General features: G+C 70.4%; 3 protein-coding genes. All 3 read left to right on the top strand.

Going from position 1 to position 17,452, the window contains the following annotated elements; genetic code table 11:
* The first annotated feature begins 200 nt into the window (after positions 1-200).
* A complete protein-coding gene (locus ABIA71_RS06005) occupies positions 201-13,820 on the top strand; it encodes a filamentous hemagglutinin family protein (RefSeq protein ID WP_354283914.1) in 13,620 nt (4,539 codons plus the stop codon).
* A gap of 164 nt (positions 13,821-13,984) precedes the next feature.
* The gene (locus ABIA71_RS06000) at positions 13,985-15,610 is read left to right on the top strand and encodes a ShlB/FhaC/HecB family hemolysin secretion/activation protein (protein ID WP_354283912.1); all 1,626 of its coding nucleotides are present in this window, start codon (positions 13,985-13,987) and stop codon (positions 15,608-15,610) included.
* A 33-nt stretch (positions 15,611-15,643) separates the two neighbouring features.
* Positions 15,644-17,446 (top strand): DUF2341 domain-containing protein, encoded by a 1,803-nt coding sequence (locus ABIA71_RS05995; RefSeq protein ID WP_354283910.1) that lies wholly within the window; start codon positions 15,644-15,646, stop codon positions 17,444-17,446.
* Positions 17,447-17,452: the final 6 nt, after the last annotated feature.

The following is a 17,452-nucleotide window of genomic DNA, read 5'->3' as shown; positions in this document are numbered from 1 at the left end:
CATCGCGGCGGCGTCATGCGCAGATGAAATTTTTGTTGCAACGGTTCAGTCGTTGCCACGTATCCGCGTCTTATCCAGCGTAACAAGCGCAACGCATTGCCCTGTCACGCTGCTTCCCGTTGCCAGGGAACGGCGTGCCGCGTAACGCGGTGACCTGCGCTTGTCCTTATCAGCGAACGATATTGCGACGGGTGACGGCGATGGTGAAGCAGCAGAACGGTTCGGTTGTCGGTGCATCCCTGCGTACGCCGCAGGTACGTCCGCTGGCGCAGGCCATCGCAGTGATGCTGGTTGCCGGCGGCGTGGTGGCCAGTGCCACCGCGCAGCAGGCCTTCAGTCCGGCGTGGTTCGCCAACAAGGGCGTACAGCAGCAGAACGCGGTGCAGAGCGGCCGCCTGCCCAACGGCATGCCGTCCAACCTGGCGCGCACCGATGCGCAGGCGCAGAAGGCGCGCGACACGCTCAAGACCTCGCTGGACAACCTCAACACCGCCGCGCAGGCCATCGCCATGCAGCAGCGCATGCAGCAGACCGCGCGTGACGCCGCGCGCCTGCGTGCCGGCAGCGTGCCCGACGGGTTGGGCGAGGGCGGCCTGAAGGTGGACGATGACGCGCTGACCCGCGGCTGGTCCAACGCCAGTGGCCCGGTGCAGGCCAGCAAGGACGGCACCACCACGGTCAGCATCGCGCAGACCGCCGACAAGGCCATCCTCAACTGGGAAACCTTCAACGTTGGCCGCAACACCGTGGTCGACTTCGACCAGCAGGCCGGCTGGTCGCTGCTCAACCGGGTCAACGACCCGTCCGCGCGACCCTCGCAGATCCTCGGCCGCATCCAGGGCCAGGGCACGGTGATGTTGGTCAACCGTAACGGCGTGGTGTTCGACGGCAGCAGCCAGGTCAACGTCAAGAACCTGGCTGCCGCAGCGGTGAACATCAGCGACGCGCAGTTCCGCAAGGGCCTGTACAGCGACGCGCAGGGCAGCGGCTTCATTCCCACCTTCGGCAACGAGGTGGCCACCACCGCCAGCAGCTTCAGCCATGGCGCCGCCAGCGGCGACGTGGTGGTCGAGCGCGGCGCGCAGATCACCACGCATGTGCCGGCCTCGGTCACCGACGGCGGCGGCTATGTGCTCATGCTGGGCCGCCAGGTGCACAACCACGGCCAGATCACCACCGCCAACGGCCAGACCACGCTGGCCGCTGGTGATGCGTTCGTGATCCGCAAGGGCATGGCCACCGACCAGAACCAGACCTCCACCACCCGCGGCAACGTGGTCAACACGCTGCGCAGCCCCACGGCGGCCGCGGCCGATACCGCACCTGCCAGCGGCGTGGTCAGCAACACCGGCCTGGTCCAGGCCAGCACCGGTGACATCACCCTGGCCGGCCACGACGTGCGCCAGCAGGGCACGCTGCTGTCCACCACCTCGGTGCACACCCGCGGCACCGTACACCTGCAGAACGAACGCGCCGACACCACCGGCAGCGTGCTGCTGGACCAGGGCAGCACCACCGCGATCGTGCTCGACCCCAGCGCCACCACGGCGCTGGACGTGCAGCGCGAAACCCTGGTGCAGGACTCGGACAAGGTCGGCGACGGTATCGCCCATCGCCGTGACCAGTCGCTGGTGCAGATCAACACGGGCGGCACGGTCGCCTTCGCCGACAGCAGCCTGACCCTGGCCACCGGCGGGCAGATCTTCGTCGATGCCGCCGACAGCGAGGTCCGCCAGGGCGCGCGCCTCGACGTGGCCGGCTACGTCGGCGTCAAGATCGCGATGGAAGCCAACAACGTCCAGATCAACGTGCAGGGCAACGAGCAGCGCGACGCGCCGCTCAACCGCGACGACGCATCGCTCAACAGCAAGAACATCTGGCTGGACCGCCGCGATCTGGTGCTGGTGCCGGCCGGCACCAATGGCTATGAGGCCGACCGCTGGTACACCGCCGGCGGCCTGCTCGAAGTGGGCGGCTACCTGGGCGTCACCGGGCACGGGATCGGCGAGTGGTCGGCGCAGGGCGGCACCGTGCAGTTCAGCGGCGGCAACGTGACCACCGCGCGCGGCTCCAGCATCAACCTGTCCGGCGGCGCGCTGGACGTGCAGACCGGCTACGTCAACCTGACCCACCTCAAGGGCGCGGACGGCGTGCTGTACAACGCCTCCACCGCCCCCGGCGACCTGCTCTACACCGGCCTGTACCGTGGCTTTGAAGACACCCACGCGCGCTGGGGCAACACCACCTTCTACTACAACCCGCTGATCGCCCCGCAGCGCAAGCTGGAAAACGGCTACACCGTGGGCCGCGACGCCGGCCAGCTGATCGTGTCCACGGCCCATGCGCAGCTGCAGGGCGAGGTGGACACCACCACCTTCCAGGGCGAGCGCCAGCAGCGTGCGCGTGACGGCGCGCTGGACGGCTACCAGCAGGCACAGACCAGCGTGGCCCGGCAGGGCCAGCTGGTGGTGGGCAGCTACCTGCCGTTCTACGACAAGGACAGTGGCCAGCAGCGCTTCAGCCCTGCGCCACTGGTCGAGCGTGTCACCGTCGGCGAGGGTGACAGCGCCGACGCAGGCACGATCGCGCTGGACGCGGCATGGCTCAACGCGCAGGCATTCGGTGGCGTGGCGGTGTACGCACATGCCGGCATCCGCGTGGACCAGGCCGTCGAAGTGGCGCATGGCGGCAGCATCGCCCTGCATGCCAGCGACGTGCGCATCAACGCCGACCTGCGCGCCCGTGGCGGCAGCATCGCACTCGGCGACATGGTGGTGCAGCACACGGCAACCGGCACGCCGTGGCTGGACCTGCCGATCAGTGCGCGCCCGGGCGATACCCTGCTGCACCAGGTCATGGTGGGCGACAACGTCACCCTCGATGCGCGCGGCCTGTGGACCAACCAGTGGCAGGACCCGGCGTCCATCGCCGGGTTGCCGTTCGTCGATGGCGGCAGTGTGTCGCTGCGCAGCACCGGCAACGTCAGCCTGGGCAAGGGCAGCCTGATCGATGTGTCCTCCGGCGCGGCGATGGGCGTGGACGGCGAGGTGACGGGCGGCAAGGGCGGCAACGTCACCCTGGCCGCCGGCCAGAACATGGGCAGCGGCGTGCTGTCGCTGGATGGCAGCATCCGCGCGCATGGCGTCAAGGGCGGCGGCGCGCTCAACATCGAAAACGGCACGCTGGTGAGCATCGGCGGGGACATCCCCGATGCGGTCGAACACCTGGCCGCTGGTGAGGCCAGCACGCTGCCGGTGCGCCTGGCCGCCGACGTGATCCTGCAGCCCGGCGACATCATCCCGCTGAGCTTCGCCATCACCGTCACCCACGTGTCGGGCGGCAAGCCGATGCCGGTGACGGTGCGGCCGGAAGTGAGCAGCAGCAAGCCGATCACCACCCAGGCCCCATGGGTGCTGCCCACCAGCGTGCAGCTGGCCAACTACGGCCCGGTGCGCCAGGCCGGCGAGATCCTGCCCGCGGGCACCACCTTGTGGACCATCGCCGACCTGCCGGCCGGCTACGTGGTGCCGGCCAATGTCTTCCCTGGCGGCCTGCCGATTCCCGCGCAGACCTCGCGCTACACCGCCGGCAGCGTGGCCACTGCGGCGATCACCGTACCGGCCGGCACGCGCCTGCCGGTGGGCACGGTGTGGCAGCGCGAGGTGCCGGTGCAGTCGTTCCTGGCGCTGGACAGCAGCCTGTTCCAGTCCGGCTTCAAGCAGTACAACGTGATCGGCCGCGACGGCGTCACCGTGGTGGACGGCGCGCGCGCGGACGTGGCGATGCCGCTGCTGCAGGTCGACCTGGCCGCCGCGCGCGCACTGGCCAGCGGCGACGATCCGCACGGGGCGTTGTCGGCCTGGCTGCCGCCGTTGCAGCAGGATGACCCGACCAGCGGTGCGGTGACGCTGCGCAAGGGCGCGGGCCTGTCACTGACCGCCGGCACGCCGCAGAACGCCGCCGACCTGGAGGTCGGCACGGACAGCCGGATCACCGTCGACCCGGGCCAGGCCCTCCAGCTGACCGGCAATGCGCAGATCACCCTCGACGGCACACTGCAGGCCCGCGGCGGCCGCATCAGCGTGCTCGGCGGCGACCTGGGCGAAGGCCCGCTGCTCAACCGCCCCAACGGCATGCCGAACGCGCGCTCGATCTGGATCGGCGAGCACGCGCTGCTGGACGTCTCCGGCGCCGCCTACACCGCGGTGGGCGCCACCGGCGACCGCCAGGGCAAGGTGCTGGACGGCGGCACGATTGAAATCGGCGCGCGGCATGACCTGGCCTCGCGCGACCTGCCGGCCATCGACGCATTCGTGGTGGTGCGCGACGGTGCCCGGCTGGAGGCCTCCGGCGCGCAGGCGGTGCTGGACCTGCCCGGCCTCGGCCAGACGGCCGTGGCCAGCCACGGCGGCGTGATCGCCTTGAGTGCCAGCAACGGCCTGTATGTGGATGGCAGCCTGCATGCGGCAGCCGGTGGCAACGGCGCGCGCGGCGGCACGCTGGCATTGAACCTGGAAACCCCGGTGTACGGCCAGGTCGACCGCTGGAGCAGCAAGGGCGCCGAGGTGGATGACGGCGTGCGCCTACCGCGCGAGCTGGTGATTGAGCAGCAGTACAGTGGCAGCGGCCTGGGTGCGGACGTGGTGGCCGGTGAACGCGACCCGAGCCTGGCCTACGGCAAGGCGCGCTACGGCGTGGATGCCCTCCAGGCCGGCGGCTTCGACACCGCGTCGCTGTACGTCAACGGCCTGCTCGATTTCGACGGCAACGTGACGCTCAGCATGCGCCAGGCGCTGTACCTCACCGCCAGCGCGCTGGGCCTGTCCACCGACGCCGCACGCGACAGCCAGGTCCGGCTGGACGCGCCGTACCTGCGCTTGTCCGGCGCGGCGCGCCGCCAGATCGACAACACCATCATGCCCAACCCGGTGACCGGGTCGCGCAACCTCACCCCGGCCGCCGGCTCGCTGGGCGTGGCTACGCTGGCCGACGCCGCGTCCATCACCTTCGCCGGGAACCTGGTCGACGTGGTGGGCGCCGTCGGTTTCGGTGCGAACGGCGAGATCGTGCGCAATGCGGTCGATCCGCTGGTGGTCGAACGCGATGCCTTCGGCACGGTGCGCATCCAGAGCCAGGGCGACCTGCGCCTGCGCGCCGCCGACCTGTTCTCGCCGGGCAACACCACCCTGGCGGCCGCGCAGATCTACGGCAGCGGCAACGTCACCGTGGGCCTGCGCAGCACGTTGAACGAGTGGGGCGCGCTGACCACCGAACTGAACCCGGACCGCGTGCTGGACATCCAGCGCGTGGGCACCGCGTTGCCACCGCAGCCGTACAGCGTGTTCGGCAACATGAGCTTTGGCGCGGCGGTGATCAACCAGGGCGGCGTGCTGCGCGCGCCGCTGGGCACCATCACGCTGGGCCGCGCCGATGGCAGCGGCTACACCGGCGTGGTCAACCTGTTGCCGGGCAGCGTGACCTCGGTCAGTGCCAAGGACCTGGTGATGCCCTACGGCGGCACCGTCGATGGGCTGGTCTACAACTACAACGGCGTGGACGTGGCCTACCAGGGCGTGGGCGGCGAACCGAAGGTGGAATTCCGCTCGCACGCAGTGAACGCGCAGCAGGGCGCGGTACTGGACCTGTCCGGCGGCGGCGAACTGACCGGTGCGGCGTTCCTGTCCGGCCGCGGCGGCTCCACCGATGCGCGCCTGCACCCGCTGGTGCAGATGGGCCGCGACGGCTTCACCCTGCCGGGCCTGGCCACCAACCCGGTGTACGCCATCGTGCCCGGCGCCCAGGCTGCGCAGGCGCCGCTGGGCAGCGAGCGCGGCGCCGGCGACCCGGCCATTGGCCAGCAGGTCACCATCGGCGCCGGTGTGCCGGGCTTGCCGGCCGGCACCTATACGCTGTTGCCGTCCACCTATGCCTTGCTGCCCGGTGCGTTCCGGGTGGAACTCAACGGCCTGGCCGGCAGCGCGGCGGCCTTCGGCACCACCCAGGCCCTGCGCAACGGCTCGTGGAGCACCTCGGCACGGCTGGGCATTGCCAACACCGGCAGCAGCGACGTGCTGCCCACCCAGCTGGTGGTCACCGCCGCCGACACCCTGCGCAATTACGCGCAATACAACGAAACCAGCTACGCCAGTTTCGCCCTGCAGCAGGCCGCGCGCGAAGGCGCCCCGCGCCCGTTGCTCGAGCGCGACGCCAAGGCGGTCAATTTCAACGTGACCAGTCCGGCCCTGGCCGGTGGGCTGGACCAGCCGTCGCTGCAGTTCAACGCCACCGTGCTGGACACAGCGGCGAGCGGCGGCACCGGTTCGGTAGCACGCCTGGTCAATGCCACCCACTACGAAATCCTGGCCGATGGTGCCGAAGCCAGCGCGGACTTCAACGGCATTTCGGTGCATGCCAGCGAACTGAACCGCGTCGGCGCGGCGCGCCTGGAAATCGGCGGGCAGCTGCGCAGCACTTACGCCAACGCAAAGACCGGCTCGCTGCAGTCGGCCAACGTGATCACCATCGACGGCAGTTCGGGCAGCAACAGCATCGTGCTGCGTGCCGGTGCACAGTTGCAGGCCGCCGACGTGTTCCTCATGACCGGCCGCCTGGCCGGCGGCATTGTGCTGGAGCAGGGCGCGGGCATCAACACGCTGGGCCAGGGGACCGCCGCCTACGACGCCACCCAGGGCTACATCTACGCGCCCGGCCGCAACGCACTGTTGGCCGTGTCCAACGGCCAGATCAACCTGCTGGCGCCCGATGCGCCGGACGCCCAGGGCAACGGCGCCGGCAGCATCGAGATCGGCGCCTGCGCGGTGGCCGGCACCTGCACCGGCCAGACCCGGTTGTACTCCGAAGGCACCATCGCCACCGCCACCGACAACCGGTTCGTGCTCGGCGATGCGGTGCGCTATGGCACGCGCAACCTGTCCCTGGCCGTGGGTGGCATCAACGTCGGCAGTGCCGACGCCATTGCCGACGCCACCGCGCGCGGTACGTTGCCCTCTGGCATGACCCTCAACCAGGACGTGCTCAGCCGCCTGCTGCTGGGCGACACCAGCGTGGGTGCACCGGCGCTGGAAGCGCTGTCGCTGACCGCGCGCGAGTCGGTCAACTTCTACGGCGATGTGTCGCTGTCCACCTTCGATGCGGTCACCGGAAGGTCCGCGCTGAAGCAGCTGGTGCTGGGCACGCCGGCCATCTACGGTTACGGCGACGCCGATGCCGTGGCCCGCATCCATACCGACACCCTGGTCTGGAGCGGCGCGCTGGCGCCGGCCGGCAGCATCATCGCCGACGGCCCGGGCACCGGTCACGGCCAGCTGGTGGTGGACGCCCGCGAGATCGTGCTGGGCTACGGCCCGCGCACGCAGCCGGACACCGTGCGTGCGCAGGACCGCCTCGCCCTGGGCTTTGCCGGCGTGCACCTCAACGCCAGCGAGCGCCTCACCGCCAACCAGAAGGGCAGCCTGGGCGTGTTCGAAACCCAGGGCGACTGGGACGCGGCCACGCGCTCGTACGCCCGCCAGGGTGGCGAACTGTTCATCACCACCCCGCTGCTCACCGGCGCGGCCGGGTCGGTCAACACGATCACCGCCGGCGGCAACCTGCAGGTCACCGGCAACGGTGCCGCGGCCCGCCCCGACAACGCCGCGCTGGCCGGCGCGCTGGGCGCGGAAATCGCCCTGGACAGCCGCGCCGGCACCCTGTTGCTGGACACCGCCGTGCTGCTGCCCAGCGGCAAGCTGAGCCTGGCCGCGCAGGGCGATGTGCGCCTGGCCGACGGCGCGCAGCTGGACCTGGCCGGCCGCCGCATCACCTTCTTCGACACCGCCAAGTACAGCTGGGGCGGTGATGTGGTGATCGACAGCCGCAGCGGCAACGTGCAGCAGGCCGCCGCTGCACGCATCGACCTGGCCGCGCAGAACAACCGCGCCGGTTCACTGCGCGTGCGTGCTGCCAGCGGTGCCATCGACCTGGCCGGCACCCTGCTCGGCAGCAGCAGCGGGCATTACGATGCCGGCGGCACCGACGTGCCTTACAGCGCCGGTCGGATCGACCTGCATGGGCAGTCCATCGCCGATTTCAGCGGCCTCAACACCCGCCTCACCCGCGATGGCGTCACCGGCGCGCGCACCTTCCGCATCGGCCTGGGCGACCTGGTGCTGGGCGACGAAGTGGTGGCGCACGAGGTGAACATCGGGCTGGACAACGGCCAGCTCACCGTCAACGGCACCGTCGATGCCAGCGGCGAACAGGCCGGCAGCATCCGCCTGGCCGCGCGCAACGGGGTCAGCCTGGGTAGCACGGCGGTGCTCGATGCCAGTGCCAGCGTGCTGCGCCGTGACAGCTACGGCGTGGCCATCGATGCGCCCAACCGGGCCACCATCGAGATCGATTCGGGCACCGGCTCGCTGGCCATCGCCAGCGGCGCGCGCATGGACCTGCGCGTGGCCGGCAGCGAGCGTAGCCACGGCACGGTGGCCTTGAACGCGCCGCGCGTGGGCAGCAACGACGTGGCCATCGACGCTGGCGGCGCGATCACCATCGACGGTGCGAAGGCGATCCAGCTCAATGCCTTCATCACCGACAACAGCGCCGCCGCCGGCAGCGACCGCACCGCCAGCGGCGAAACCTACCAGGTCATCGACCAGGCCTACCTCGACCGCCTGCACGCGCAGAGCAGCACCTTCATGGACGCCGCACTGGGCAACAGCGCGCTGGTCGACAACCGCCTGGCCGGCCTGCGTCGCTACGGCGACGCGTTCCACCTGCGCCCCGGCGTGGAAGTGGTGGCCGACCTGGGCGTGAACGCCGACGGCAACCTGCACGTGGACGGCGACCTGGACCTGTCCGCCCATCGCTATGCCAGCCTTACCCCGGCGCTGGCGCGCAGCAGCGTGCGCGGCTCCGGTGAAGCCGGCGCGCTGGTGCTGCGCGCGCAGGGCGACCTGGAGGTGTTCGGCAGCATCAGCGATGGCTTCGATGGCAGCCGCCTGGGCAGCACCTTCGACGACAACGGCTGGTACCTGACCGCCGGCCGCCAGCTGTTCGGCAGCGACGTGGTGGTGCCGCACGGCGGGCTGGTCACGCTGGCCGCGGGCAGCGTGTTCAATTCGGGCAAGGTGCTCAACTACGACCTGCCCATCGGCGGCATGCAGATGGCCGCCGGCACCCTGCTGCCGGCCGATGCGCGCCTGGCGCTGCCCCTGGCGCTGGCCAAGGGCACGGTGCTGGGCGCGGCGGTGCACGATGCGTCCGGCGCGCTGTTGTACGCGGCCGGCACCGTGCTGGCCGACGCGGTCACCCTGCCGCAGGGCGCGCAGCTGTCCGCCGGCCTGCGCCTGCCGATGGCCGCCAACATCGCGGCGATGACCTGGCCGGCAGGCGTGGCCTTGCCCGCCTCGCCGATCGGCAACCTGGTCACCCTGGCCACTGACCTTGGCCTGGCCAAGGGTGCCTTCATTCCCAGCGATACCGAGGTCAAGCTGCCCGGCGGCGCCACCACGGTCAACCTGCGGCCCACCGACGCCGACGGCAACCAGGGCCGCATCTGGGCGCTGGCGCCGATGCTGGCGGCCGGTTCGCAATCGTGGGACATCAGCCTGGTGGCCGGCGCCGACATGGCCGGTGCCGACCGCCTCACCATCGACCGCGCCGGTACCGGCAGCCTGCGTCTGTCCGACCCGCATTACGGGCAGGGTGGGGCGGTGGTGGACATTCCCGGCACCGGCTCGCCGGCCACGTATGTCTGGGGCGATCCCGACCTGTTCGTCGAAATGGTCAACGTGTTCTTCGGTGAGTACATGCTGAGTTTCGTCCCGACCGCCGGGTCTGCCTTCACCGACGACCAGATCGCCGAACTGATGGGCTGGGGCCTGATCTACAGCGGCCCGGAAAATCTCAACGACCTCGGTTACGACGGTCTGGCCGCCGTGGGTTCGCCGGAGGTTCCGCCGGACAGGGAATTCAAGACGCTGCCGGGCCGTGAGCAGCTGCCCAGCGTGGTGCGTACCGGCACCGGCGACCTGCGCCTGGTGTCCGGCGGCGACATCGCCACCACCTCGCTGTACGGCGTGTACACCGCCGGTACGCCGTCGGCGGTGGTGTCCACCCAGGGCCGCGATCCCTACAACCAGCCGCGTGCGGTGGTGACGCCCAATCCCTCCAACCCGATCGGCAACACCGTGCTCGGCGACAAGGGCAGTGTGTTCGAACACCTGGTCGACGGCGGCAGCCAGAGCCTGTACCAGGCCTGGTATCCCGAGGCGGGCGGCAACCTGCTGCTGCGCGCCGGCGGCACCATCGTGGGCGACAGCCTGGGCCGACCGGGCACCACCCTGCGTGCCGAAGCGCTGGGCTATGCCACCGACCGGGTGAGTTCCACCGCCGCGGTGGGCAACTGGCTGTGGCGGCAGGGCACCGGCAGCGTGCAGGGCGGGGCCGACGGCCTGCCCACCGCGTGGTGGATCAACTTCGGCACCTACGTGGCGGCGCCCAACGGCGCCAACTACTACAACAACTTCGTGGAAATGCCGCGACTGATCGGCTTCACCGGGTTCGGCACGCTCGGCGGCGGCAACCTGCTGCTGGACGCGACCGGAGACGCCGGCATGCTGCAGGGGCGGGGCGACCACGGCGGGGTCCACATCAACCGCAGCGCCGGTCTCAACCTGGCCGTGGCCAGCACCGGTCGCGTTACCGCCGACGGCACCCTGGTGCAGACCGGCGGCGGCGACCTGGACATCCGCATCGGCGGCGGCCTCAACGCCGACCCCGCGCTGCGCTCGTACACCGGCAGCAACAGCCCGCCGGAGGCCAACCTGGTCACCGTCAACGACATCCATCACCTGGAACTCAACGGCAGCTTCACCAACCTGCGCGGTGCGCTGCGCCTGGAAGCCGGTGCGGTAGGCGGCGTGGAGCTGCGCTACGGCAGCCGCCAGGACGCCAAGGAATCGCGCCCGTACGACATGTACAGCGCGACAGCGGCCACGGCGGCAGGCGGCCCGGTGCTGGTGCTCGGCGATGCCGGCGCACGCCTGGACGCCCGGGGCGACCTGGTGCTGGGCACCGTCACCGACCCCGGACGCGTGCCCCAGTTCAACAACGGCACGCCCTTCAGCGTGGACGGCACGGCCTACCAGGATGGCGGCTGGAGCTGGTTCTCGCTGTGGACGCCGTCCACGGCGGTGGACCTGATGGCCGCCGGTGGCAACCTCACCCCGTCGCTGGCCATGCTTGACCGCAACACCCGCAACGACGCCCAGGCCACCGACGGCAACCATGTGTACCCGTCGGTGCTGCGCGCCACCGCCGCCAGCGGCAGCATCTACTACGGCACCCCGCGCACCGCGCCGATCCAGGGCACCAACAACGAGAACTTCGTGGCCGGCGTGGTGCTGGCGCCGTCGCCGGTGGACGATGTGTTCACCGCGCGCGGCACCGGCCAGCTGGAACTGCTCGCGGCCGGCTCGATCTATGCCAACGGCACCGGCCTGGGTGTGTCCGGCGCCGACCCGACCGCGTTGCCCAGCCCGTTCAATCCCGGCTTCGTGGGCCTGGCCGACACGGTCTGGTACGGCCGCCGGTTCATCCACAACGTCAGCCCAACCGGCCTGGCGCCCAGCGTGCTGCTGTCTGGCAACGACCCCAGCAGTTCGGCGCAGGCCTATCCCCTGTTCGCGTTCACCGCCCCCAGCGCATCGGGCCACGTGTACGTGGGCCAGGTGCCGTCGCGCTACTACGCGCTCACCGGTGACCTGGTGGGCCTGCGCACCGGCAGCATCGTCACCACCACCAACAACGTGCTGAGCAATGGTGCCGTCCGGACCGACACCACCACCTGGTACGACGGTGGCGGCGCGGTCGCCATCCGTGCCGGGCGTGACATCGTCAATTCGGGCACGCCACTGGGCGCGCTGGACAACGTGGGCATGGTGTACGGCAACAACGATGGCGCACTGGGCTGGTTCGGCCAGCTCAAGGGCGGCGACCCCACGGCCGCGCCCAAACCGACCTTCATCGGCGTCGGCACCGCGCGCGGCAACCTGATCGTGCATACCAGCGCCGACGACGTGTCGGTGGTGCAGGCCGGCCGTGACATCCGCTTCAGCACCTTCTACATCGCCGGCCCCGGCCTGCTCGACATCAGCGCCGGCCGTGACCTGTACATGGCCGACAAGGGCGAACTGCGCAGCCTGGGCCCGGTCGCCAACGGGGGCGCCGGCGACCGCAGCAGCGGAGCCGCCATTGCCGTGGCTGCCGGCGTCGGCCCGCACGGTGCGGATTGGACCGGCTTCGCCGCGCGTTACCTGGACGCGGCCAACCTGGCCGATCCCAACCGCGCGCTGGGCGAACAGGCCGGCAAGGTGGTGCGTGTGTACGGCGGTGCCACCTCGCTGGCGCAGTGGCTGAAGACCGAATTCGGTTACGGCGGCGACGAGGCCGGTGCCGCTGCGTTCCTCGCACAACAGCAGCAGACGCTGGACCAGGCGCGCGATGCGGCCACCGCCAGCGGTGGCACCGGCGCGGCCAACCGCGACCTGGCCCGCGAGTTCAAGCATGACAGCCAGCTGCATCTGGTGAACTGGCTTACCGCGCGCTTCGGCGGTGCCAACGGCCGGGGCCTGCATTTCGACGCGGCCAGCATGGACGCCCAGGCGTTCTTCGCGCAGCTGCCGGCCGAACAGCAGAGCGCGTTCCTGCGCAACGTGTACTACGCCGAACTCAAGGCCGGCGGCCGCGAGTACACCGACGTGGACGGCCCGCGCGAGGGCAGCTACCTGCGCGGCCGCGAAGCCATCGCCACGCTGCTGCCGGCCAAGGATGCCAAGGGCAGCGAGATCGCCTACCGCGGCGACCTCACCATGTTCAGCAGCGCCCTGTACTTCGAGAAGACCGGCGACGTGGTGGCCACCCGCCGCCCGCTGCCGGGCAAACGCTACGTGACCGAGGCCGAGTGGATCGCCGCCGGTCGTCCCAGCGAGGGCCTGCCGTTCTACCTGGTCAACGATGCCGGCATCCATACCGATTTCGGCGGCGACATCAGCCTGCTGGTACCGGGTGGACGCGCGCTGGTGGGCGTCGACGGCGGCTTCGTGCCGGGGCCGGGGTCGGGCGTGCTCACCCAGGGCGAGGGCGACATCAACATCTATGCGCGCGGCAGCCTGCTGCTGGGCCAGAGCCGCATCTTCACCACCTTCGGCGGCAACGTGCTGGCCTGGTCGGCAGAAGGCGACATCAACGCCGGGCGCGGCAGCAAGACCACCGTGGTCTACACCCCGCAGCGCCGCGTGTACGACAGCGTCGGCAACGTGGCGCTGTCGCCGAACACGCCCAGCACCGGCGCCGGTATCGCCACGCTCAACCCGATCGCCGAAGTACCGCCGGGCGACATCGACCTGATCGCGCCGCTGGGCACCATCGATGCGGGCGAAGCGGGTATCCGCGTGTCGGGCAACGTCAACCTGGCCGCGCTGCAGGTGCTCAACGCCGACAACATCCAGGTGCAGGGCAAGGCCGTGGGCATTCCGATGGTGGCGGCAGTGAACGTCAACGCGCTGACCTCGGCCAGTGCGGCGGCCAACAACGCCGTGCAGGCCGCGCAGGACATGGTCAAGCGCCAAACCCGCCAGGCGCAGCCGTCCACCATCAGCGTGCAGGTGCTGGGCTTCGGTGAGGAGACCAGTAGCGTCACCCCAGCCAAGGGCGATGACCGCTACGACCCGGACAGCGTGGTGCAGGTGGTGGGCATGGGCGAACTGAGTGCCGAACAACGTGCGCGCATGGCCGCCCCGGGCACGCAACGGCAGTGAGCATGACGCCCGACATTTCCACGGCCACCGCGCGTGGCCACGGCCCGGTGCGGCCATTGCGCCGCAACTGCCTTGCGCGTGCAACGCCGGTGTTACCCGCGTTGCGCACCATCGCGGCCACCGCAGCGCGTGTCCCTTCCCTCTTCCGCAGTGAGAAGCTCCTGATGTCTTCAACCCCCAAGGCGACGGCCTGGTCGCCGCTGCCGCTGTGCCTGCTGTGCGTGATGCCGCTGGCCGCCGCGCAGCAGGCACCGGCCGCCGGCACCGCGGCCACGCCCGCTGCCAGCGACGCGCCGACCGCCGCGCGCGTCACCATCAACGAGTACCTGGTGCGCGGCAACAGTGTGCTGGACGCGCGCGACATCGAGCGCGCGGTCACCCCGCACCTGGGCCCCGACCGCACCCTGCAGGACGTGGACGCCGCACGGCTGGCGCTGCAGGCCGCGTACCAGCGCAAGGGCTACCAGTCGGTGTACGTCGACCTGCCCGAGCAGCAGGTCAGCGGCGGCGTGGTGATCCTGCAGGTGACCGAAACCCGCGTGGGCCAGGTCAACGTGGTGGGCGCACGCTACAACGACGCCGCGCGCCTGCGCGAACGCGTGCCCGCGCTGCAGCCGGGCCAGGTACCCGATTTCGACGGTGCGCAGCGCGAACTCACTGAACTCAACCGCGGCGGCAAGCGCCAGGTGGTGCCGCTGGTCAAGCAGGGCACCGCCGAAGGCACCATGGACGTGGAGCTGAAGGTCGAGGACAAGACGCCCTGGCGGTTCAGCGCCACGGTCAACAACGACCACAGCGTGGACACCGAGCCGCTGCGCAGCATCGTCAGCATCGGCCACGACAACCTGTGGCAGAAAGACCACACCGCCTCGCTCACCTTCTTCGCCGCCCCGCAGGACCTGGACCAGGCCAACGTGCTGTCGGCGTCCTACGGCCTGCCGCTGGGCAGCCCGGACTGGATGCTGGAATTCTCCGGCTACCGCTCCGACAGCAACGTGGTCTCCAGCGGCCAGACCAACGTCACCGGCAAGGGCCATGCGCTGGGCGTCAAGCTCAACCACAGCCTGCCCATGACCGGCGCGTGGTGGCACCAGCTGTCGGCCGGCATCGACTTCAAGGACCTGGACGAATCGGTGGCGATGGTCGGCCAGGCGTCCGACTTCGCCCCGCTCAAGTACGCGCCGCTGACGCTCGGCTACAGCGGCTTCCGCCAGGGTGACAAGCACCAGCTCAGCGTGGCGCTGCAGGCCGTGTTCGGCGCGCGCAGCCTGCTCGGCTACGGCAGCAGTGACGACGAGTTCGACTGGAAGCGCGCCTACGCCGATTCCAGCTTCTTCGCGCTCAAGCTGGACCTCAGCGACACCTACACCCTGGACAGCGGCGCGCAGTGGTTCGCGCGCATCTCCGCACAGATGACCGACCAGCCGCTGGTCTCCGGCGAGCAGTTCGCCGCCGGTGGCATGTACACCACGCGCGGCTACCGCTCGGCCGAAGGCATCGGCGATTACGGCGCGCTGGCCACGCTGGAATGGCGCACCCGCCCGTTCGCGCTGTGGGGCCTGCAGGACTGGCGCCTGTACGCCTTCGTCGATGGCGCCTGGCTGGGCTTGCGCCGGCCGCTTCCCGAGCAGGCCGACAGCAGCTGGATGTCCGCCGCCGGCCTGGGCAGCAGCCTGCGCATCAGCGACCACTTCAACCTGCGCCTGGATTACGGCCACACGCTCAGCGATGGCCCCACCACCACCAAGGGCGCGAACCGACTGCACCTGAGCGTCGGCGCCAGTTACTGAGCCCGACCCCCGACTTCCCCGGAGATATTTCCCATGCAACGCCTTCTTGCCCTGTTGTTGTTCTGCCTGAGCATGTGCACGCTCGGCACCGCCCGTGCCGATACCCCGTGGTGGCAGGCCGACTGGAAATACCGCAAGCCGATCACCGTGGATGCCGGCCCCAACGGCGCCGCGCTCGGCGGCAACCTCGGCCGCACGCCCGTGCTGGTGCGCCTGCACACCGGCAACTTCGCCTTCGACGGCGTGGCCGACGGCGGCAGCGACATCCGCTTCATCGGTGCCGACGGCCGCACTGTGCTCAACCACCAGGTGGAACAGTACGACGCCAGCCTGGGCATGGCCCTGATCTGGGTGGACGTGCCGGCCATCAGCGGCACCGCGCCGCAGACCTTGTGGATGTACTACGGCAACGCCGGTGCACCGGCGGCGGGCAACGGCCAACGCGTGTTCGACCCGGACTACAGCGCCGTGTACCACTTCGCCGAAGGCAACGAGCCGCGCGACACCACCGCCTACGTCAACCATCCCAGTGGCCCGTTCAAGGCCGCCGACGGCGCCATCATCGGGCGCGGCGCGCAGTTGGCCGGCCAGCCGCTGCACCTGCCCGGCTCGCCATCGCTGGCCCTGGCCGCCAACGGTGCGATGACTGTCTCGGCGTGGATCAAGCCGGCCCACTTGGGCCCGGACCAGGCCATCTACAGCCGCCGCGAAGGCGACAACGTGCTGATCATCGGCCTGGACAACGGCGTGCCCTACGTGCGCGTCAACCAGCAACGCAGCCAACCGGTGCCGGCGCTGGCGGCGGGGCAGTGGGCGCACCTGGCGGTGACCGCCAGCGATGGCGCGGTGGTGCTGTACGTGGGCGGCCGCGAGGCCACCCGCATCGAGGCCGGCCTGCCGGCATTGGCCGGTGAAGCACTGCTGGGCGCCGACGTGGCCCCGGCCGCAGGCGCCACCGCAGCGGTGGCCATGGCCCAGCCGTTCCTGGGTGACATCGACGAACTGCGCGTGTCCAAGGTGGCCCGCCCGGCCACCCAGCTGCTGGCCGATGCCAGCGCGCAGGGCGCCGAATCGCGCCTGGTCGCCTTCGGCGAAGACGAACAGTCCGCCGGCGTCAGCCACTTCGGCTTCATCCTCAAGGCGATGCCGGTCGACGCCTGGGTGGTGGTGGCCATGCTCGGCCTGATGCTGCTGCTGTCGTGGGCCATCATGATCACCAAGAGCCGCTACTTCGGCATCGTGGCCAAGGCCAACGAGGCCTTCACCGCGCAGTACCGCAAGGTGACCGGCGCGCCGGTGGCGTCGCTGCAGGAACTGGAACGCACCGGCACGCTGGCCCCGCAGATCCGCGAGAGCTCCACCCTGTGGCGCCTGTACCGCATCGCCATGGAAGAAATGGATGTCCGCGGCTCGCACCACCATGGCCTGACCGCAGCGGCCATCACCTCCATCCGCGCCTCGATGGACGCCGAAGTCACGCGCGAAACCGAGCTCATGTCCAAGCGCATGAACTGGCTGTCCACCACCATCGAAGGCGCGCCGTACATCGGCCTGTTCGGCACGGTGATCGGCATCATGCTGGTATTCGTGGTGGCCGCGATGGCCGGTGCGGTGGACATCAACTCGGTGGCACCCGGCATGGCCGCCGCGCTGCTGTGTACCGCCGCCGGCCTGGGCGTGGCGATCCCCGCGTTGTTTGGCTACAACTGGCTGGCCTCGCGTGCCGAAGCCATTGCCGCGGACATGTCGGTGTTCGTGGACGAATTCACCGCGCGGCTGGCCGAAGAGTTCGACCGCAGCGCACCGGCCGCCGTCGCGCGTCCGGTCCAGGCCTGAGGCACA

Source organism: Stenotrophomonas sp. 2619 (genome assembly GCF_040548725.1).
Classification (GTDB): domain Bacteria; phylum Pseudomonadota; class Gammaproteobacteria; order Xanthomonadales; family Xanthomonadaceae; genus Stenotrophomonas; species Stenotrophomonas maltophilia_AP.
This window is presented reverse-complemented; position numbering and strand designations above follow the sequence as displayed.